The 19926-nt window shown below is 60.4% G+C and carries 21 protein-coding genes; 15 read left to right on the forward strand and 6 right to left on the reverse strand.

Annotated features, from left to right (window positions below; all coding sequences use genetic code 11):
* Positions 1-13: 13 nt before the first annotated feature.
* Positions 14-1129 (forward strand): succinylglutamate desuccinylase/aspartoacylase family protein, encoded by a 1116-nt coding sequence (locus C2L65_RS26655; protein WP_042307773.1) that lies wholly within the window; start codon positions 14-16, stop codon positions 1127-1129.
* Between the two features lie 344 nt (positions 1130-1473).
* Positions 1474-2646 carry a porin gene (locus C2L65_RS26660; RefSeq protein WP_042307771.1) on the forward strand — a complete coding sequence of 391 codons (1173 nt, stop codon included), beginning with the start codon at positions 1474-1476 and terminating at the stop codon, positions 2644-2646.
* 123 nt (positions 2647-2769) lie between these two features.
* On the opposite strand, the gene C2L65_RS26665 is transcribed toward C2L65_RS26660, so the two are convergent.
* The 3 genes from C2L65_RS26665 to C2L65_RS26680 all read right to left on the reverse strand — a co-directional run bounded on the left by C2L65_RS26665 (position 2770) and on the right by C2L65_RS26680 (position 5628).
* Entirely contained in the window at positions 2770-2994 is a 225-nt protein-coding gene (locus C2L65_RS26665; protein WP_042307770.1) for a hypothetical protein, read from the reverse strand.
* A 590-nt stretch (positions 2995-3584) separates the two neighbouring features.
* Entirely contained in the window at positions 3585-4550 is a 966-nt protein-coding gene (locus tag C2L65_RS26675; RefSeq protein ID WP_042307768.1) for a threo-3-hydroxy-L-aspartate ammonia-lyase, read from the reverse strand.
* 157 nt (positions 4551-4707) lie between these two features.
* Entirely contained in the window at positions 4708-5628 is a 921-nt protein-coding gene (locus C2L65_RS26680) for a LysR family transcriptional regulator (RefSeq protein ID WP_042307766.1), read from the reverse strand.
* Between the two features lie 98 nt (positions 5629-5726).
* On the opposite strand from C2L65_RS26680, the gene C2L65_RS26685 reads away from it, so the two are divergent.
* A complete protein-coding gene (locus C2L65_RS26685; protein WP_042307830.1) occupies positions 5727-6857 on the forward strand; it encodes a DSD1 family PLP-dependent enzyme in 1131 nt (376 codons plus the stop codon).
* Positions 6858-6881: 24 nt separating this feature from the next.
* On the opposite strand, the gene C2L65_RS26690 is transcribed toward C2L65_RS26685, so the two are convergent.
* A complete protein-coding gene (locus C2L65_RS26690) occupies positions 6882-7514 on the reverse strand; it encodes a helix-turn-helix transcriptional regulator (protein ID WP_042307764.1) in 633 nt (210 codons plus the stop codon).
* A gap of 190 nt (positions 7515-7704) precedes the next feature.
* Between C2L65_RS26690 and C2L65_RS26695 the strand changes: the two genes are divergently transcribed.
* The 6 genes from C2L65_RS26695 (at position 7705) to C2L65_RS45655 (ending at position 12653) form a co-directional block, all read left to right on the forward strand.
* The gene (locus C2L65_RS26695; RefSeq protein ID WP_042307762.1) at positions 7705-8451 is read left to right on the forward strand and encodes a carbonic anhydrase family protein; all 747 of its coding nucleotides are present in this window, start codon (positions 7705-7707) and stop codon (positions 8449-8451) included.
* Positions 8451-8573: a hypothetical protein gene (locus tag C2L65_RS47100; RefSeq protein WP_255221887.1), complete on the forward strand. Its 123-nt coding sequence runs from the start codon at positions 8451-8453 to the stop codon at positions 8571-8573. The genes C2L65_RS26695 and C2L65_RS47100 overlap by 1 nt, the downstream gene beginning before the upstream one ends.
* 167 nt (positions 8574-8740) lie before the next feature.
* Positions 8741-10420, forward strand: a complete 1680-nt coding sequence (locus C2L65_RS26700) for an HAL/PAL/TAL family ammonia-lyase (protein ID WP_233446549.1) — start codon at positions 8741-8743, stop codon at positions 10418-10420.
* A 114-nt stretch (positions 10421-10534) separates the two neighbouring features.
* The gene (locus tag C2L65_RS26705) at positions 10535-11371 is read left to right on the forward strand and encodes a transporter substrate-binding domain-containing protein (protein ID WP_042307826.1); all 837 of its coding nucleotides are present in this window, start codon (positions 10535-10537) and stop codon (positions 11369-11371) included.
* A 49-nt stretch (positions 11372-11420) separates the two neighbouring features.
* A complete protein-coding gene (locus C2L65_RS26710) occupies positions 11421-12392 on the forward strand; it encodes a LysR substrate-binding domain-containing protein (RefSeq protein WP_052426873.1) in 972 nt (323 codons plus the stop codon).
* Between the two features lie 84 nt (positions 12393-12476).
* Positions 12477-12653, forward strand: coding sequence for a type 2 periplasmic-binding domain-containing protein (locus tag C2L65_RS45655; RefSeq protein WP_156132296.1), 177 nt, complete (start codon positions 12477-12479; stop codon positions 12651-12653).
* 1 nt (position 12654) lies between these two features.
* On the opposite strand, the gene C2L65_RS26715 is transcribed toward C2L65_RS45655, so the two are convergent.
* Positions 12655-13560, reverse strand: a complete 906-nt coding sequence (locus tag C2L65_RS26715) for a LysR family transcriptional regulator (protein WP_042307760.1) — start codon at positions 13558-13560, stop codon at positions 12655-12657.
* Between the two features lie 95 nt (positions 13561-13655).
* On the opposite strand from C2L65_RS26715, the gene C2L65_RS26720 reads away from it, so the two are divergent.
* Genes C2L65_RS26720 through aroQ form a run of 6 tightly spaced genes read left to right on the forward strand, consistent with a single transcriptional unit; the run spans position 13656 to position 17971 of the window.
* Positions 13656-14606, forward strand: a complete 951-nt coding sequence (locus tag C2L65_RS26720) for a ketopantoate reductase family protein (protein ID WP_042307821.1) — start codon at positions 13656-13658, stop codon at positions 14604-14606.
* Positions 14603-14995 (forward strand): VOC family protein, encoded by a 393-nt coding sequence (locus C2L65_RS26725; protein WP_042307758.1) that lies wholly within the window; start codon positions 14603-14605, stop codon positions 14993-14995. The genes C2L65_RS26720 and C2L65_RS26725 overlap by 4 nt, the downstream gene beginning before the upstream one ends.
* Before the next feature lies 1 nt (position 14996).
* On the forward strand, positions 14997-15455 hold the full coding sequence (locus C2L65_RS26730) for a MaoC family dehydratase (RefSeq protein WP_042307756.1): 459 nt from the start codon (positions 14997-14999) through the stop codon (positions 15453-15455).
* Positions 15455-16675, forward strand: a complete 1221-nt coding sequence (locus C2L65_RS26735) for a CaiB/BaiF CoA transferase family protein (RefSeq protein WP_042307753.1) — start codon at positions 15455-15457, stop codon at positions 16673-16675. The genes C2L65_RS26730 and C2L65_RS26735 overlap by 1 nt, the downstream gene beginning before the upstream one ends.
* Positions 16675-17508, forward strand: a complete 834-nt coding sequence (aroE, locus tag C2L65_RS26740; RefSeq protein ID WP_042307819.1) for a shikimate dehydrogenase — start codon at positions 16675-16677, stop codon at positions 17506-17508. The genes C2L65_RS26735 and aroE overlap by 1 nt, the downstream gene beginning before the upstream one ends.
* A 19-nt stretch (positions 17509-17527) precedes the next feature.
* On the forward strand, positions 17528-17971 hold the full coding sequence (gene aroQ / locus C2L65_RS26745) for a type II 3-dehydroquinate dehydratase (protein ID WP_042307752.1): 444 nt from the start codon (positions 17528-17530) through the stop codon (positions 17969-17971).
* A 550-nt stretch (positions 17972-18521) separates the two neighbouring features.
* Here the strand turns inward: aroQ and C2L65_RS26750 are convergent.
* Positions 18522-19742, reverse strand: coding sequence for an acyl-CoA dehydrogenase family protein (locus tag C2L65_RS26750; protein ID WP_042307750.1), 1221 nt, complete (start codon positions 19740-19742; stop codon positions 18522-18524).
* Between the last annotated feature and the right edge of the window lie 184 nt (positions 19743-19926).

Raw genomic sequence — 19926 nt, forward strand, 5'->3', positions numbered from 1 at the left:
CGCCACACCAATCATGCAAACCCTCAATCATCCGCTGATTTCCCCGACCCTCGGCACCGCTCGCAGCCTGACGAGCTTCCACTACGGTCCGAGCGGTGGACAGAAGGTCTATATCCAGTCATCGCTGCACGCTGACGAACTGCCCGGCATGCTGGTGTCGTGGGCACTGCGCCGCAAGCTCGAAGCGCTCGAAGCCGCTGGCAAGCTGCGCGGCGAAGTCGTGATCGTGCCCGTCGCGAATCCGATCGGTCTTAACCAGCATGTGCTCGGCCTGCTCGCCGGCCGCTTCGAAACCAACACCGCGCAGAACTTCAACCGCAATTTCTACAACCTGTTCGACCTGATCGAGCCGGTGATCGAAGGCCGTCTCACGACGGATGCCGACCAGAACCGCACGATCATCCGCCAGGCCATGCGCGAAGCGCTCGACGCGCAAACGCCGCGCACCGAAGTCGAATCGCAACGCCTCGGGTTGCAACTGCTGTCGTACGACGCGGACGTCGTGCTCGATCTGCATTGCGACTGGGAAGCGGCGCTGCATCTGTATACGAACCCGGACTTGTGGCCCGACGTCGAGCCGCTTGCGCGCTATCTGGATTCGAAGGCTTCGCTGCTCGCGGTGGATTCCGTCGGCAATCCGTTCGACGAGATTCACAGCTTCTGCTGGTCGGAATTGCGCACGCGCGTAGGCGACCGTTTCCCGATTCCGAATGGCTCGATCTCGGTGACGGTCGAACTGCGCAGCCAGCGCGACGTGTCGTATGAGTTCGCCGAGCACGACGCGCAAGGGATCATCGAATATCTGACGCATCGCGGCGTGATTGCCGGCGAAGCCGCGCCGATGCCGCCGCTCGAATTCGCCGCGACGCCGCTCGCCGGCACCGAGCCGATCGTTACGCCCGTGAGCGGCGTCGTCGTGTATCGCCAGGAAGTGGGCAAGTGGATCGATGCCGGCGAGCCCATCGCCGATATCATCGATCCGCTGACCGATCAGGTCATCACGTTGAAGTCGACGGTGGCGGGCGTGATGTATGCGCGCCATCTGTCGCGCTTCGCGCAGGCGGGCATGGAGATCGTGCGGATTGCAGGCGCGAAGGCCTTCCGGAAAGGGCAGTTACTGTCAGCCTGACGACGATTGCGGCTTGCACGCCGCCTCGCATCGAATGAAAACGCCCGCTTTATGCGGGCGTTTTTTTTGGCTCCAGCCCGATGCATATCGGCGTTTGTTTCGTGACGGGCACTAAACAAACCTGCTTGTGACTAGCCTGGCGGCGTCGTGAATATGAAGCATATGCACAGATTTGCGCGCGACCCTTTTGCACGCAAAGCAAATGTTGTCGTATTTGTACTACATATTTAGCAAAAAGATTTGCTGTCATATTCCTTTCCTTTCTCCTCGTTACATTTGCGCCCGTCGCGCGACCTGCCACAGAGTCAGGCTCGCGATCGCCATTTTTCAATCTGGAGAAAGTTTTGAACAAGAAAGTACTTACCACCGCTCTACTCGCCTCGGCATTCGCAGGTACCGCACACGCACAAAGCAGCGTCACGCTGTACGGCATCATCGATGCAGGTATCAGCTACGCAAACCACTCGAAGAACGCAGCAGGCGGCAGCGACAAGCTGTTCAAGTATGACGACGGCGTAGCGCAAGGCAGCCGTTGGGGCTTGCGCGGCACGGAAGACCTGGGCGGCGGCCTGAAGGCACTGTTCGTGCTCGAAAGCGGCTTCAACAGCGGCAACGGCACGTCGGGTCAAGGCGGCGCACTGTTTGGCCGTCAGGCATTCGTGGGTCTGTCGAAGGACGGCATCGGCTCGCTGACGTTCGGTCGTCAATATGCGTTCACGACGGACTATCTGGGCAGCAACTATTCGACGGGTGGCCTGACGGTCGCCGGTAACTACGCTTACCACATCAACGACGTCGACCAGCTCACGTCGAGCCGTATCAACAACGCAGTGAAGTTCAGCAGCGCGAACTTCGCGGGCCTGACGTTCGGCGCGATGTATGGCTTCTCGAACCAGGCTGGCGCATTCGGCGGCGCACCGGCAACGGGCACGGCAGCGGCTCCCGTCGCAGGCTCGTCGCGCGCTTACAGCTTCGGCGTGAACTACGCGAACGGCCCGATCGGTTTGGGCGCAGCGTACACGGACATCCGCTTCCCGGGCCAGGCAACGCCGGCATTCTCGACGTCGATCGCCAACGTCACGACGGGCACGGTGCGCGACCTGCGCACGTTCGGTCTGGGCGGCCGCTACATCATCGGACCGGCAACGCTCTACGCGCTGTGGACGAACACGCACTTCGAGCCGATCACGGGCGCGTCGACGACGTACAACAACTTCGAAGGCGGCGCAAAGTACGCGTTCACGCCGGCGCTGACGACTGGCCTCGGCTACACGTACTCGCGTCTGACGGGCGCGACGACGGGCCACTTCAACCAGGTGGACGCAAGCGTCGACTACGCGCTGTCGAAGCGCACCGATGTCTACGGCCTGGTGATCTATCAGGACGCATCGGGCAAGACGGCTTCGGGCGCTCCGATCCAGGCTCAGATCGGTTCGTCGACGTCGTACTTCAACACGTCGGGTTCGGGCTCGCAAAACCAGCTGGCGTTCCGCGTCGGCATGCGTCACAAGTTCTAAGCGGTGATGTAGGGCGAAGCGCTTTCGGGCGCTTTGCTTGCACGCTTGCAGATGGAATGGAAACGCCCCGCTTTTGCGGGGCGTTTTTGTTGGTGGGGTGGGTGAAAAGAGAAACTCAGGCTATCAATCCGGCGACACAAAAACCCGCACTTCCCCGTTCGCCGTTGGCATCGTGAAGTCGTTGATGCGGCCCGCGCGCACGTCGAAGAGCAGGCGCTCCAGGCGCTCGAGCCGTGCCGCCTTATCGCCGCCGCTCAAAGCGGCTGCCTCCGAATCCTTCAGCAGCGCTGCACGCGCGCTCATGATGCGTGCGACTGCGCTCGATCTCGATGTGAAAACCTCTTCCATGTCGGGTATTTCCTTCCCGCTGCGGCCACATGGAAAGCTTCATTTCGCATGCCGCGCCAGCTATGTTCATCAAAAAGTGCCGCCGGCATTGCCGGACGCGCGATGATTCTATGAGCTTGCGCAAATCCTTGCCGTGACGTTGACATGCCCCGCGCCTCCCACGTCCTGGCAATATCCATCCATAATTGTTTATGATAAAGATAAAAAACATTAACTATCATAAATGAAACGGCGGTCCTACTCTTCAGTTCATCCCACGGCATCGAGCGCAAGCGCCGATGCGAAACACCGGGACGAGCCACAGGAGTTGATCATGAACACCGCCGCCAAATCGCTGCACTCTCAGGTCGATAAGTGGCTCGCACCTGGTCCACAAGGGCAGATTCGGGTCGTCCGGTTTGGACATAGGCGCAGGGATGGAACGAGATACGCGCACGTCGAAGCATCATCGACGTGCGGTGCGCGGGCGATTTTCTTCTTTCGTCATCACGACGGCGGCTGGTGCGTCTTTCCGCCCCACGCCGGCGGGCCGTCGATGTCAGCGCATCTTGGCGTGTACTGCTAGTCCGCCGCCAGAGCGGCGGCTTCCTTCAGCTTGCCGAAACCAGCTCCGCGAACTTTTGCACATCGACATTGCCGCCGCTGATCAACACGCCGATCCGTTTGCCCTTGAGCTTGTCCTTCATCTGGCGCGCGGCGGCGAAGCTCAGACAACCCGTCGGCTCGACGACGATCTTCATCCGGGCCGCAAAGAAACGCATGCAATCGACGAGCTCCGCGTCGCTCGCCGTGAGCACATCGGTGACATCGCGCTGGATGATCGGGAACGTGTATTCGCCGAGATGCTGCGTTTGCGCACCATCGGCGATTGTCTTCGGCGTGTCGATGTTGACGATCTTTCCTGAGCGGAAAGATTGCTGCCCATCGTTGCCCGCTTCCGGCTCGACCGCGTAGAGCGCGCAATCGGGCGACAGCGCGCGCGTCGACAGCGCCGAGCCCGACAGCAATCCGCCGCCGCCGAGCGGCACGAAGAACGCATCGAGCGGCCCGACTTCGTCGAACAGTTCTTTCGCCGCCGTGCCCTGCCCGGCAAGCACATCAGGATGATCGTAGGGCGGAATCAGCGTCAGGCCGTGCTTCTGCGCGAGATCGCGGCCGATCTGCTCGCGGTCTTCCTTGTAGCGGTCGTAAATGACGACGTTGCCGCCGTAGCCTTTGGTCGCCTCGACCTTCATGTGCGGCGCGTCGTGCGGCATCACGATCGTCGCGGGCATGCCGAGCAGACGCGCGGACAGCGCGACAGCCTGCGCGTGATTGCCCGACGAAAACGCGACCACGCCCTGGCGGCGCTGCTGCTCATCGAACTTCGACAGTGCGTTGAATGCGCCGCGAAACTTGAACGCGCCCATGCGCTGGAGGTTTTCGCATTTGAAGAACACCTCGGCGCCGAACATTTCGTTGACGGTCCGCGAAGTCAGAACGGGCGTGCGGTGCGCAACGCCTTCGAGCCGCTTCGATGCGGCGACGACGTCGTCATAAGTGGGCAAAGTAAGCATGATCGTCCGGGATATGGGGTGTTGAGCGACGCGGGCGTGGAACGCGCGAACTGCAGCGACGCGCAATTATCCCGCTGGATTGATCGAATTGTGATTAGACATATTGTCTATGTCAATACATTTTGTAAATACTCGCCATCGAGACAGCCACGCAACGCTATTTGCGCCACGGAGGCGGGTCCATCGCGGCGCGCGCTGCATCGAGGAAAAGCCGCACTCGGGCAGGCACGCCCTTTCGCGTCGGCACGAGCGCGACGATCGGCGCTGGCGCCAGCCGCCACTGCGGCAGCAGACGCTTGAGCTTGCCACTTGCGATCAACGCGCCCGCGTCCCATTCGGATCGCACCATGATGCCAAGTCCGCGCATCGCCCAATCGCCGATCACGCCGCCATCGTTCGACGATAGCGCCCCTGTCACGCGCACAGTCACCGCCTTGCCCTGTTTCGCGTTTCTGCCTGACGCCCTTTCGAAACGCCAGCGCGACACATCCTCGTCGTTCTCGCGTAGGCAAAGACAAGGCAGGTGCGCGAGTTCGTGAGGATGCTCCAGCGCGTCGAGACTTGCTGCGAGTCGCGGGCTCGCGCAGAGATAGCGCTCGTTCGGCGCGAGAACGTGCGCGACCCACGACGAATCCTTCATTTCGCCGATATGGATCACGATATCCGCACCCGCGCTGTCGGCGAGCGGGCTATCGGAGAGAGTCAGGCTGGCCTTCACGTTCGGATACATCAGGTGAAAGTCCCTGAGAACGGGCGCCACGTGGACGCGCCCGAAACCCAGCGGCGCGACGATGCGCAAGCTCCCCGATACGGACTGATGTTCCGCTGCGATCCGCTCAGGCAGTGTTTCGAGACGTTCGAGCAGATCGATTGCTTCGAGCATCAACCGCGTGCCTTCGTCAGTGAGTGAGATGCCACGCGCCTCGCGCACCGCGAGATGCACGCCAAGGCGCTCTTCGAGCTTTTGCAGCCGCACGGTGAGCGCGGGTGGCGTGACGTCGAGCAGCCGCGCGGCACCCGCAAGTGAATGCGTCGTGCCGAGCGCCCTGAACATGCGCATGTCGTCGAGATCGACCATTAAACTAGATTAAATGAGAAGTTGATGGACCATTAACCACACTATAGTCCAAAGGCTCTACAGTGAATCCGCGCACACTTCGCCACAAGGAAAGCACTGTGAATCTCGCCTCGCTCAATACGCCCGCCGCCATCGTCGACGTTGATGTCATGACGAGCAACATCCAGCGCATGCAAACGCGGATGAGCGCACAGGGCGTAACGTTCCGGCCGCATGTGAAGACGACCAAATGCGAGCATGTCGTGCGCGCGCAGCTTGCCGCCGGTGCGCAAGGCATAACCGTTTCGACGCTGAAGGAAGCGGAGCAATTCTTCGCAGCAGGCATCGACGATATCGTCTATGCAGTGGCAATGGCGCCCAGCAAACTCGAACAGGCGCTGCAACTGCTCCGTCGTGGCTGCCGCCTGAAGATCATCACGGACAGCGTCCATTCGGCGCAAGCGATCGTGGCGTTCGGGAACGCTCATGCCGCGACGTTCGAGGTGTGGATCGAAGTCGACGTCGACGGACATCGCTCGGGCATCGCGCCGGATAACGACCTGCTGCTCAACGTCGGGCGCATTCTGCATGAAGGAAAAATGAAGCTGGGCGGCGTGCTCGCGCATGCAGGCTCGAGCTACGACTACAGCACATCAGCAGAGCTTGAGCGGGTCGCGGAACAGGAGCGCGCCGGCTGCGTGCATGCGGCCCAACGGCTGCGCGCAGCCGGCCTGCCTTGCGACACGGTCAGCATCGGTTCGACGCCAACGGCGCTCGCCGCGCGGCATCTCGAAGGCGTGACGGAGGTTCGCGCGGGCGTCTATGTGTTCTTCGATCTCGTGATGCACAACGTGGGCGTGTGCGGCATCGACGAGATCGCGCTCAGCGTGCTGACCACGGTGATCGGTCATCAGGAAAGCAAGGGCTGGGCAATCGTCGACGCGGGCTGGATGGCGATGAGCCGCGACCGCGGCACGCAGCGCCAGAAGCAGGACTTCGGTTACGGGCTGGTATGCACCGAAGACGGCGTGCCTGTCGAAGGCTTTGTGATGAGCGCCGCGAATCAGGAGCACGGCATCGTCTCGCAAGTCGGAGAGCCGGACACGTCGATCGCGCAGCGTTTCCCGGTCGGCACACGGTTGCGTATTCTGCCCAACCACGCGTGTGCGACGGGTGCGCAACATCCCGAGTATCACGCGCTGTCACGCGACGGGGGTGTGTCCGCGTGGCCGAGATTCTATGGCTGGTAAGCGGACGGCATCCACAAGGTCACGTCACTTCGTATCGTTGTACACCGTCGCACGCGATACGCCCAGGTGCGCAGCAATGATTTCCATCGACCTGCGCACCTCCAGAAAGCCCGCCTGCTTCAACTCCTGCATCAACGCACGCCGATGCTCCGTCTTCAGCGCCTGCGGCGTGGTGGAAAGCGACATCGCGTACTGGTCGATGCGCTCGCGGATCGCCTCGGCATTGGCGGGATCGAGCGATTCTTTTGCACCGACGCCAGAAGCCGTGCAGAACTGCTCCAGCACGTTCTGAATGCCGCGAAACAGATTCAGGTCGACGTTCAGACACAACGCGGCGATATAACGTCCCGATGAATCCTTGATCCCGACCGACGTGCTCTTCGCCCGGCGGCCGTCGCCGAACTGGTTCGGATAGTTGGTCAGCAACTGCGGATAGTCCTCGTCCGCGATCCGCGCGAGTCCGAGCTCCGTTGCCGGGTCACCGACCGCGCGCCCGGACAGGTTGTTGTGAATCGCGAGAATCGCATGCCCCGGGTCGCGCAGATCGTGGACGACGACTTCGCAAAACGGGGCGAACGTCTGCCCCAGACCATCGGCGATCTGCTTCACCTGATCGAGAAGCGACTCCTGCTCCCGCTCCAACACGTTTTTTCTCATGATAGACGTTTTATCTAAAATTACCCATATTGTACAGTCACTTGCGGTCGCAAGACGTAGCGACAAAAACACTGCGCGGTTTCATTTCTCTTGAACGCAATCCGGCATCGCCTATATTCGACTCATGCGTGACGCATCGAACACAGTGCCTTGAGTCATAACGACGTTGCAAAAACCAGTGAGCCCGTTCATGTGCAATACGTATGAATATCCACAACAGTACAAAGGCTCGGGCCGCCGGCAATTTCTCCGGTTGACGAGCGCGGCGGCCGTTGCAGGCTTTGCCCAGATCACGTTCCTGTCCGGCGTGGCACGCGCCGATGCGCTGACACGGGCGCAGCGCGACCGGATGTCGCCGCAAGAAATCATCGACGACATGAAACAGGGCAACGCGCGCTTCCAGAAGGGCGAGCGAAAGCCGCGTAACTATCTGCGCGAGCAACGCGCGAGCGCAGCGGGGCAATATCCCGCCGCCGTCCTGCTGAGCTGCATCGATTCGCGCGCACCCGCCGAAGTCATCATGGACCTCGGTATCGGCGACATCTTCAACTGCCGCGTTGCGGGCAATGTCGAGAACCCCGACATCCTCGGGAGCATCGAGTTTGCGTGCAAGCTGTCGGGCGCGAAGGTCGTCGTCGTGATGGGCCACACGGCCTGCGGCGCGATCAAGGGCGCCATTGCAAACGCCGAGCTGGGCAATCTCACCGGGTTGCTCGACAAGATCAAACCCGCCGTGCAGGCCACCGAGTACAACGGCGAGCGCTCCGCAACGAACTACGCGTTCGTGAATGCCGTGGCGCGCAAGAACGTCGAACTGACGATCGGCAACATACGTCGCGATAGTCCCGTGCTGACCGAAATGGAAAGCCAAGGCACGATCAAGATCGTCGGCGCGATGTACAACCTGAGCACGGGAGCGCTGGAGTTTTTGGGCTGATGGGTGGCTTGATGGCCAGTTGGCAGGTGATTGAATATTTGCTGCGTGAACTGCGCGGCAATCCCGGATATTCCGGTGTCTCGCCGCTGCCCAATATCCCTGCCCTTGAAAAAACCCAATAAAAACCATTTATATCGATTAAAAGTAGAAACTCTCCTACGCACTCAAAAAAATTCGACAAAGTTACTTTATCGAATTAAACAGATCGCATCCTTTTGGCAGTCACCCTGAACATATCGGAATAAATCCGGTTTTAGAAAAACTAAACACGGAGCACAATTCAAATCGTTTGTGTGCAGCGGCTGCCGCCGCTACTCTGCCCTGCAATGATCTCCGGCGAACATCGCGCTTTCAAGCCGATTTTGCTCCCCACTTCATTTCATGCAGTCAGCAGAGGACATTCAGAATGAATTTGGCGTACATCGAATCTCGACCAGGCAAGATATCCGAAGTTTTGCTCGGAGAATCCGATATTTCAATCGAGCAATTCATTGCCGTAGCCAGACATGGCGCACAGATAAAGTTCTCCCCCGTCTATCGCGAGCGCGTGTTGAATTCGCGCCGCCTGGTCGATCTTTTTCTGAGCCAGAACCGACTGGTCTACGGCGTGACGTCTGGCTTTGGCGCAAATTCGACTCGCGTCATCAGCCCGAACGACGCCGAGCAGCTTCAGCGAAATATCGTGCGCTCCCATGCCGTCTCTGTCGGCGAACCGCTGCCTCGCGAAGTTGTCCGGGCCACGCTCCTGATGATGCTGATCAGCCTTGGCAAAGGTTATTCCGGCGTAAGCCTCGAATTGCTGCAGCAAATCGCCGCGCTGCTGAACAACGACATCACGCCATTCGCGCCGGGTGACGGCTCGGTCGGCTATCTCGCACCCGAAGCACATATGGCACTCGTGCTGATTGGCGAAGGAGAAGCCTGGCACCGCGGTGAGCGCATGAGTGGCGCCGAAGCACTGGAGCGAGCGGGGCTGAAACCGCACTCGCTGCGCTGCAAGGAGGGGCTTTCGCTCACCAACGGCACCACGTCGGTGACCGCGATCGGGATGCTGGCGCTCTATAACGCGATCGAGCTTTCGAAGGTTGCGGACATTGCCGCATCGATGTCGATGCAGCCGCTCAAGGCAACCACGCGCTCGCTGGATGCCCGGTATCACGCCATCAAGAAACACGTCGATCAGCGGAACACGGCCGACAACATCCGGCGGCTGCTGGCAGGAAGTGCGCTATGCGATCGTTTTGCCGATTACCGGCTGCAGGACGTCTACAGCCTTCGCGGCATTGCTCAGGTACATGGGGCGTCCAAGCGGGCGATCAAGGACGCGTACGACGCGATTCTCGATGAAGTGGGCTCGTGCGGCGACAACCCCGTCATCCATCCCGAGGGCGAGGATGGTATCGCGATATCCGGCGCGAACTTCGACGGTACGTTCGTCGGCATCGGGTGCGATCTCCTCTGCATCGCCATGACCACGCTCGCGAAGATCTCGGAGCGCAGGACGGACCGCCTCGTCAATCCGTACTTCAGCGAGCTACCCGCCTTCCTCGCGAAGGATCCGGGGCTGAACAGCGGTTACATGATCATTCAGTACACGGCGGCCGGATTGCTGGGCGAGATGCGCACACTCGCGCAACCGGCGAGCATCGACAGCGTGCCGACGAGTGGCAACCAGGAAGACCCCGTGAGCTTCGCCTATCACGCGGCACGCAAAGCCTACACAACATCACAGAAGTTGCAGCACGTGCTGGCAATCGAGCTGCTCACCGCCGCCCAGGCGCTGGACTTTTTCGATCCAGCCGACGCATCACCCGCGACCGCGGCCGTGTATGCGCGAATCCGGCAGGTTGCGCCGACTGCGGAAGGCGATCGCTTCTTCTATCCGGACATGATGGGCGTCCACCGGCTCGTCGAACAGGGCGACTTGCTGAGCATCGTGGAAAACATCGCCGGCACATTGCACAGCTGAAACCAGTAGCGCCTGCAATGCCGCGGAGTGAGGCGACCCGGGCATTGCCAATCCAGATACGACCTTGATTCGACATGATGGAGGTGTAATGTGAATACGTTTTCCACAAAAGTCCTGAACGCTTCTCTCGTCACCTTGCTCGGCGTGCTGGCGCTGGCAGGAAACAGCACTCAGGCAAAGGAATGGAAGACCGTGAAGATTGCCCTGGAAGGCAGCTATGCTCCGTGGAACCTGACCTTGCCGAGCGGAAAGATTTCGGGATTCGAACCGGAATTAATCGACAATCTGTGCAAGCGGATCAATCTGCAATGCGTAACAGTCGCCCAGGACTTTGACGGCCTCATTACCGGCCTGCAGGCTGGCAAATTCGATGCTGTGATGGATGCGCTTGCAATCACACCAGAACGTCAACAGGCCATTGCCTTCTCCAAACCCTACGCCGCAACGCCGGCCGCATTCGCGGCGATAGATGGTCACGGATTAGCGAACGCGACAGGAAAGCCCGCTTTCCTCAAGCTGACTGGCAACCCAAAGATCGACGGACCCATGATCGCCCCGCTGCGCGATCAACTGAAAGGGAAATCGATCGGCATTCAATCCGGCACGGTGTACACGAAGTTCATCACCGACAACTTCAAGGACATCACTTCCGTACGCCTCTACAAGACCTCGGCCGAGCGTGACCTCGACCTGCTCAACGGACGCGTCGACATAGCCTTCGACGATGTGACCTATTACGCCGGAATCGCCGACAACAAAGATTCGGCCCGAATCCGGATCGCCGGGCCAACGATTGGCGGTCCGGTTTGGGGGCCGGGAGAAGGCCTTGGGTTTCGCAAACAGGATAATGATCTGAAAGCAAAATTTGACGCGGCCATCACGGAAGCACTAGCCGACGGTACCGTGACGCGGTTGTCGGAAAAGTGGTTCAAGACCGATGTGAAGCCGTAAGCGTGCGGCATTGCATGGCGTCATTCTGCATCGAGGCGGAGTTCACTCTTTGCTAGACTGGCTTCGCAACGGCATTCGCCAGATCAACGACATGAACCGCCTTCCTCCTCTTCGCGCTCTGCAGATATTCGATGCCGTCATTCGTTACGGAGGCGTCGTGGCCGCCGCAGAGGCGCTTCACGTGACGCCCGGTGCGATTAGTCAGCAGATTCGCGTCCTTGAAGACTTTCTCGGCGTCACACTTTTCGAGCGGGAGAACACGGGCCTGCGACCGACCCCGCTCTGCGAGCTGTACCACTCGCACATCTCGCGGGGTTTCGAATGCTTCCATAGCGCCCAGGCGGCGCTGACGGCGCATACGGGCCGTCGGCTCACCCTGATGACATTTCCGTCAATCGCGACCCATTGGCTCGCCTCCAGACTCGACACATGGCACACCATCTGCCCTCACGTGCAGGTTCATGTCGAAGTCGTCGACCACGAAACCAGTATCGGTGCGAGAAGTGCCGACGTTCGTCTGACGTACGGGGCACTACCGAATGACGGAACACCCTATCACGTCCTCTTTACGGACAGCGTTGCACCCGTATTCGCACCCTCGCTGTTGCAGGCGGAAAGACCCATTTCGCAACCGGCGGATATCTTGCGCTACCCGCTGATTCACGTCGAGTGGGGATGGGCAAATAGGTCCCCCCCGACGTGGGGACACTGGTTGCATGCAGTGGGCGTGCCTTTGCCCGAGGTATTGGCGCCGCTCACTTACTCCGTTTCCGGCATGGCAATCGATGCGGCAATTCGGGGAAGAGGCATTTCGTTGGGACAGGGCTTTTTTGCCATTGATAGCATCAAGCGACACGACCTCGTTGCGCCGTTCAAGATCGCCCTGCCCATGCCGTTCCCATACTTTATTTGCTGGAAGCGCGCTGTGGCGGACTCCCCTGCAACCCGTCAATTTCTCGACTGGCTAATCGGGGAAGCCGAGCAGACGGGACGCGACATAAAAGCCGTGTTTGGCGACTGAAGCGTGCATGTACGGGGCAACAAACGGAGGTCTCGTGGCTACTCAATACGGGCCACGGCATCGTAATGGTCGGGCAGTCGTACGGTGGCGCAAGCGCTCACCGAGGGAACGCTCGAACGCGTGCTGCCGGCGTGGGAGCAGCCGGCCGACGTATGGGCGATGGCGGCGGCACGCTCGGCGCAGTCGGCCAAGGTGCGCGTCTGCGTCGACTTTCTCAAACAGGAACTCGCGCACGGGGAGTTCGCGTTGTGGAAGACTTAGGTCACCGCAAACTGCTGAATAGCTGAGCCACCAGATCGCGCAGCCAGCGATTTCCCGCTTCGTGGTGATACCGCGCATGCCAGTGCTGCCGCACCGCGAATCCCTCCACCGGCATCGGGCACGGATGCACCGACAGGTCATTCACTTTCGCCAGCGTCTCGCCAATATGCCGCGGCAGCGTGGCGATCAGGTCGGTGCTTTTGATGATGGCCCCGAGCCCGAGAAAACCTGGCAACTCAAGTACCACGTCCCGCTCGACGTTCTCGCGCACGAGCGCCTGCTCCAGCAATTGCGCCCCCGTCCCTGCCGCGATGGCGACATGGCCTTCCGAGCGGTACTGCTTGAGCCCGAGCTTTCCGCGCACGCGCGGATGATGCTTATTGATCAGACACACCCAGTCCTGCGTGTACAACTGCTGCTGGTAAATGCCGCCGCCGAGCCAGGGCACGTGACCGATCGCAAGGTCGGCCTCACCTGACTCCAGCGCGCGTTCGGTATTGCCGTCGATCCTGGCCGCTTCGAGGCGGATCCCGGGCGCCTGCGCGCGTACGTGCGCCAGCATTCGGGGCAGCAGCGTGATGTGGCTCGCGTCGGTCATACAGATGCGAAACCGCCGCTTTGCGGTGGTGGGATCGAATGCAATCTCCCAAGCCGCGAAGCGCCGCAGTGATTCGAGAATCTCACGGCACGGACCGATCAGCGCGTCGGCTTGCGGCGTCGGCGCCATGCCGCCAGGCGTACGGATGAACAGCGGGTCTTGCAGATGCTCGCGCAAACGCCCGAGCCAGATGCTGACGGTCGGCTGACTCTGTCCGAGTTGCTCCGCGACGCGCGTGACATTGCGGACGTCGTAGAGAAGATCGAAAAGCTGCAGCAGCTTCAGATCGGGGAGTTCTGCCGGGTTCATAGCATTATTGCCTGGTGCAATGACGTCATTGTATCCATTGCATTGCCGACATGAGCATCGAATCGTATCTTGATCTCCAGATTAAGGAGACGGCAGTGAAGATTGCGATTCTGGGTGCGGGTGCTCTGGGCTGTGCCATCGGCGCGGCGCTGACCGAAGGCGGCAACGAGGTGTGGTTGCTGAACCGCTCGGCGGCGCATGTGGAGGCCATGCGGCGCGACGGTCTGCGCGTAGACGATACGAACGGCTCGCGTCGTGTGAAGGTAAAGGCCACCACGCGTGCCGCCGAAGTAGGCGCCGTCGATCTGGTGGTCGTGCTGGTCAAGTCATTTCATACCGATGCGGCGATGCGTGGCGCCCTGGCGCTCATCGGACCCGACACGCTGGTCCTGTCGTTGCAGAACGGCCTCGGGCACGAAGATGTGCTAGCGGATATCGTTGGCCGCGAGCGCGTGCTGGCCGGCAAGACCTATGTCGGCGGCGTGATGCGCAATCCGGGGCACATCGAATCCGGCGTCGCTGGCAAGGCGACGTATATCGGCGAACTCGACGGCGGGATCACTTCCCGCGTGACGGCGATCGCTGAAACCTTCAACGCCGCCGGGCTGGCCACCACTGTCAGCGACAACATCGTCGGCACGATGTGGGACAAGTTGCTCGTCAATGTCGCAACCGGCGCGCTGACGGGCACCACTGGCCTGACCTATGGCCAGCTCTACGACGAGCCGCTTCTGAAGACGGCTGCGCTCGCGGCAGTCGCCGAAGCGATCGCAGTCGCTCACGCCGCTGGCGTCACGCTTTCCACCACTGATCCTGAACGCCCGTGGATCCTCGCTGGCGAAGGCCTTTCCTCCGCCTTCAAGACCTCGATGCTGCAAAGCCTCGAAAAAGGCTCCATTACTGAAATCGACTTTATCAACGGCGCGGTCGTGCGCTGGGGACAACGGCACGGCGTGCCGACGCCCGTCAACGCGACGCTGGTGGCCTGCATCAAGGGCATCGAGCGCGCCATGACCGACCGACAACATACGGAGACAACCGCATGAACGGCAGCAAGGCTTATCTGGAGCATGTCGCCATCTGGGTGAAGGACATCCACTGGCATATCCGCTTTTTCGAAGACGTGTTCGGCATGACGATGCGCGAAGTCGACGGCACTGTCGAGGAACCACGGCAGTACTGGACGCTCGGCGGTCTGCAATTGATTCATAACCCGCAGCATGACGCGCCCGAAGGCCGCCTTGGTCACCTGGGCGTGATGTGCGAAGACATGGAAGCGGCGCTCGCCGCCGCGCAACAGTATGACGTCAGCGAAATGCCGCAGGGACGCAACTGGTTGCGCCTGCCGGACGGCCTCGCCGTCGAACTGATTCAGGCCAAGCCCGCTTCATGCGTGGCGCGGGCATTGGACATCAATCCGCGTGCGGAGGTTTGAGATGACGCTCATCGACAAGTACTGGGACGACGCCAACGAGGGCGATGTGTGCATGAGCCCGACCTACACGGTGACGAAGGAACGCATTCTGGCCTACGCCGACCTCACCGGCGATCACACGCCGGTTCACGTGGACGAGGAATACGCGAACGCAAGCCACTTCGGTTCGATCGTCGCGCACGGTCTGTTCGGCCTGTCTATCGCCGATGGGCTCAAGACCCAAAGTGACTACCGCTTCCTGCCCGGCATGTCGCTCGGCTGGACGTGGGACTTCAACCTGCCGATCAAGGTCAACGACGTGCTGCACGTGAAATTCCGCGTGGGCGCGATGCGCGCGAGCAAGAGCCGCCCCGGCTGGGGGATCGTCGTACTGCCGTCCGAACTGATCAATCAGGACGGCCTGGTCGTCCAGCATGGCGAGCATCGTCTGATGGTGCCGCGCCGACCGGGAGCGTTCTGATGCAAGCGCGTCCTCTCGAAGGTATCCGCGTCGTCGATTACAGCCATTTTCTGGCCGGTCCGTATGTCGGACGCTGTCTCGCGGCGCTCGGTGCCGAAGTCATCAAGGTCGAACGCCCCGGCAGCGGCGACGCCGGACGTCAGCACGCAACCGTGCTCGACGACGAGCAGAGCGGCTATTTCCTGCAACTGAACATGGGCAAGCGCGGCGTCAGCGTCAACATGCGCGACGCGCGCGGCAAGGAGTTCATGCAGCGGCTGTGTGACTCGGCGGACGTGTTTGTCGAGAACTACCGGCCGGGTGCATTGAACAAACTCGGGCTTGGCTATGACGAACTGTCCGCGCGCAATCCAGGCCTCGTCTACTGCTCGATCTCGGCCTACGGCCATACGGGACCCGATGCGCACCGCGCAGGTTTCGGCCTGATAGCCGAAGCGAAGAGCGGGATCATGCAGATGATCGGCACGCCCGGTGAACCGCCGCCATTGATGCGCATCTCGCTGGGCGACATGTACACGGGCATTCACGCCGTAGCGGCGATCAATGCCGCATTGCTTGGCCGCGTGAAGAGCGGGCGCGGGCAACACATCGACATGGCGCTGTACGACACGCTGGTGTCGATGCACGAATACGCGGTTCAGTGTTACACGATGCAAGGCATCCTGCCGGAGCAGACGGGCCATGATATGCCCACGTCGACGCTCTATGGCGTGTTCCGTGCCGCCGATGGCGACCTCGTGATCGCGGCCCAGGTGGACGACGCCTGGAAGCGCTTCGCAGCGCTGCTCGAGGCGCATGGGGGACCGGACGGTTTTGGCACCGACACACGCTTTCACACCCTCGCGGGACGCAACGCAAACCGGTTGGACATTCTGTCCGTCGTGAAGCCCTGGGTGGCAAGCCGACCGGTTGCGCAGGTGCTTGAACTGCTCGATGGCATCGATGTGCCGTGTGCGAAGGTGCAGCGTATCGATGAGGTACTTGCCGATCCTCAGATCGTCGCGCGCGGCATGGTGGTCGAGCAGGAGCACCCGCGCTACGGGAAATTGCGTCTGCCGAATCTGCCCTTCCGCTTCTCGGACTGCGACACGACAATCCGCGAAGTCGCGCCTGATCTCGGTCAACACAACGCGGAAGTGGCGCAATCGCTGGGATTTGGCCCTGCCGAAATCGACGCGATGCAGACAGAAGGTGTGTTGTATTCAAAGGTGAGGCCATGATGACTGACCAATACGCGGTGATCGGCAATCCGATCGGCCATACGAAGTCCCCGCTGATCCACAGTCTCTTTGCAGAAGAGACGCAGCAGGACATGTCCTATACGGCGATCGAAGGTCCGCTGGAGCCGCAGGACGCGTTCGCTGCGACCGTGCGCGAATTCATCGCGGCGGGCAGCAAAGGCATGAACGTGACCGCGCCGTTCAAGTTGAAAGCGTTCGCGATGGCCGACGAGCGCAGCGAGCGCGCCGAACTGGCAGGCGCCGCTAACGCGCTGAGCTTTAAGGACGGCCGGATCATCGCTGAAAACTTTGATGGCGTCGGCCTGCTGCGCGACATCGAGGTCAATCTGAACTTGCCGATGACCGGCAAGCGCGTGCTAGTCCTCGGCGCGGGTGGCGCAGTGCGTGGCGCATTGCTGCCCTTCCTTGCCGCGCGCCCCGCGGAACTGGTCGTCGCCAATCGGGACATCGCGAAAGTTCGGGCGCTGGTCGACCAGGTCAGTACGAGCGGGCCGCTTGTTGCCTGCGGCTACGCCAATCTCGAGGTGACGGGACAGTTCGACCTCGTGGTCAACGCGACGTCGGCCAGCTTGACGGGCGAACTCCCGCCCGTTCCACCGAGCGTTTTCAGCCCGACCGGCGCGGCCTATGAACTGGCCTATGGCAAGCGGCTCACGCCGTTCCTGAGACTCGCTCGAAACGCAGGCGTACAAGGTATTGCGGATGGTGTCGGCATGCTGGTGGAGCAGGCCGCAGAAGCGTTCGCGTGGTGGCGCGGCGTGCGGCCTCAGACCCGCGCCGTGATCGACCGGCTTACTGTGCCGCTCGACTGAGAATGCAATGGAGTGACGAGTGAAAACGATCCTGATGCTTCACGGTATCAACCACAATATGTTTGGCAAACGCGACCCGGTGCAGTACGGAACCATCACGCTGGCCGAGATCGATGCCAGGCTGCAGGCTCTCGGCGTCGAGCTTGGCGTGCAAGTGGAATCGTTCCAGACGAATAGTGAAGGGGCAATGTGCGAGCGCATTCACCGCGCCTTCGAGGAGCGCTGTGACGCCGTGCTGATCAACGCCGGGGCGTGGACACACTACAGCTACGGGATACGCGATGCGCTGGCTATCCTCACGTGCCCCGTCGTGGAATTGCATATGTCCAACATTCACGCCCGGGAATCGTTCCGACATCACTCGGTATTTGCCGAGATCGTCGATGGGCAAATCTGCGGCTTTGGGGTTGAGAGCTATCTGCTCGCCTTGCGAGCCGCCGTCTCTCAGAACAATCGCGTGTGAAGCCGTCGGCGATGTGGCTGTGCGCCAATGCTGGAATCAGCACGAATTGGTGTTGGTACGGCCTTCTCTAACGCTCTTCTCTCCCAACTCAGATGCGCTATCACAGCGGCGGTTCGCTCGAACGGCCGCTTCACGGCTGTCGCAATGGCACACCCGATACGCTGAGTCCACTGTCCCGGCTGGGTCAGCCGCGACGATCAGGCGCTCAATTCTCCGCAAGCTACCGGGGCTTCTAACCCCGCATCAGGGGGATTCCCTGGCGTTCTTGACTTTGGTCGCGTACAAAATCATTATTCCACATGCGTCTATGTTACATAATATGATGCGTCATCGAATGACATAATTTTGGAGAATCGAAAAATTCATACCTGTTGCGCGTTGGACGAGCCCGGTCTTTTGACGGAATCATGAGAACAGCAAGGTAGTTGATACCTAATGACAGCAAGGGGGACGACATGCCCAGCCGACACGATTCCGATGTGAAAGCAGGCAGATAAAGTCTACCTGCCCTCACGCTTCGATCTCGCGACCAGGCGACCGCAATCTGTTGCTAAACCAGCGGCGTTACCGTGTTTTCGACATCTAGCAAGGCTTTACCGTACAACTCGGCTCCAATAGCCGGAAGGACAATCGCATGACGAGCCGCGGTATTCGAATCGCGCCACCAACGTTGCACCGGGCTTGCTTCTGCGAAGCTTCCTGCGCCGTGCGCAAAAATCAGCGTGTTCAACGCGTCGGTGATGTCCGAAACGACAACGCCCGCATCGGCCCGGACGCGAGCACGCGTGATGTAGTCGGGAAAGACATTCAGGCGGGCGGAATCGTCAATCTCATCCGCGGCCCGGAAAGCGCGCAAATGGGCACTATCAATCTTCAGCGCCGCTTCGGCCACTTGCATCTGGAATACCGTCGAATCGGTTTGCTTCGTGAAAGACGTGTAGGCAATCGCGCGCTGAGGCGCCTTTTCGATCACATACTTCAGTGCCGCACGGCCGAGGCCCAGCTGCGGGCCGATGAGCAGAAGAGACGATACGGGTCCGAATGCGGCGCGATACGCAGCTTCGTCTTTGAACGGCGTCGGATATTCGCCGCGGACCGCCGCCATTATGTTCAGGAGCCGATGATCCGGCACAAACACGTCGTTACCCACGATACAGTTACTACCGGATCCACGCATGCCCGTGGTGAACCAGGTGTCCTCAATCGTCAGTTCGCTCATTGGGACGAGCGCGAGATATTGAGCCTTCAGCGCACCATTCTCGTCGCGCTCAGCACAACCCAGAATTGCCCACTGAGAGTGCAGCGAACCCGATGAAAAGTACCACTTGCCCGACATAACCAATCCGCCATCGACGCGACGTACCTGCGTGGTGGGCGTGAAGACCCCCGACACCCGGGCATCAGGATTTGTTCCGTATATGTCGTCCTGTGCCTGCTTTGCAAACAGACTGACAAGCCACGCGCTACCGTTGATAAGGGATGTGACCCATGCGGTTCCCCCGCAAGCTTCGCCCAATGCTGCCGTGACTTCCAGATGCGAGCGCATTGTGCCCTCGTAACCACCATAGCGCTTTGGAACCATCAATTTGAAAAGACCCGCATCCGCGATTGCTTCAATGTTCTCTTCACTGGCCCGCCGGTTTCTGTCCGAGTCTGGTGCATTCTTGAACAACAACGGCTGCAAGCCTTCAGCGCGCCTGACAAGCTCTTTCAGGCCCGGTGACATTTCATTCCGGCGCGGGATATCAAAATTGTCGACAACGTTTCCCATCGTGCTTCCTCTTCTCTGGATTCAGGAGACTACCCATTGAGGCCGATATATTTTCCTGACCTCTGGCTAGTACGCGAACTTGATCACACAAAGAACATCGTTTCGAAATCCTATGCTCGGCCAACTTTCACATAACATTTTTATACGCGCGCTCATTGAAGTGATCGGATACAACCTCTTATTG

The organism is Paraburkholderia terrae, assembly GCF_002902925.1.
Taxonomy (GTDB): Bacteria; Pseudomonadota; Gammaproteobacteria; order Burkholderiales; family Burkholderiaceae; genus Paraburkholderia; species Paraburkholderia terrae.

Coding starts and splice junctions, on each gene's coding strand:
- C2L65_RS26680 (WP_042307766.1), bottom strand. CDS start 5,628: ATGGTCGATCTCGACGACATGCGCATGTTCAGGGCGCTCGGCACGACG.
- C2L65_RS26725 (WP_042307758.1), top strand. CDS start 14,603: ATGAACGGCAGCAAGGCTTATCTGGAGCATGTCGCCATCTGGGTGAAG.
- C2L65_RS26655 (WP_042307773.1), top strand. CDS start 14: ATGCAAACCCTCAATCATCCGCTGATTTCCCCGACCCTCGGCACCGCT.
- C2L65_RS26735 (WP_042307753.1), top strand. CDS start 15,455: ATGCAAGCGCGTCCTCTCGAAGGTATCCGCGTCGTCGATTACAGCCAT.
- C2L65_RS26730 (WP_042307756.1), top strand. CDS start 14,997: ATGACGCTCATCGACAAGTACTGGGACGACGCCAACGAGGGCGATGTG.
- aroE (WP_042307819.1), top strand. CDS start 16,675: ATGACTGACCAATACGCGGTGATCGGCAATCCGATCGGCCATACGAAG.
- C2L65_RS26695 (WP_042307762.1), top strand. CDS start 7,705: ATGTGCAATACGTATGAATATCCACAACAGTACAAAGGCTCGGGCCGC.
- C2L65_RS26715 (WP_042307760.1), bottom strand. CDS start 13,560: ATGAACCCGGCAGAACTCCCCGATCTGAAGCTGCTGCAGCTTTTCGAT.
- C2L65_RS26675 (WP_042307768.1), bottom strand. CDS start 4,550: ATGCTTACTTTGCCCACTTATGACGACGTCGTCGCCGCATCGAAGCGG.
- C2L65_RS26665 (WP_042307770.1), bottom strand. CDS start 2,994: ATGGAAGAGGTTTTCACATCGAGATCGAGCGCAGTCGCACGCATCATG.
- C2L65_RS47100 (WP_255221887.1), top strand. CDS start 8,451: ATGGGTGGCTTGATGGCCAGTTGGCAGGTGATTGAATATTTGCTGCGT.
- C2L65_RS26750 (WP_042307750.1), bottom strand. CDS start 19,742: ATGGGAAACGTTGTCGACAATTTTGATATCCCGCGCCGGAATGAAATG.
- C2L65_RS26690 (WP_042307764.1), bottom strand. CDS start 7,514: ATGAGAAAAAACGTGTTGGAGCGGGAGCAGGAGTCGCTTCTCGATCAG.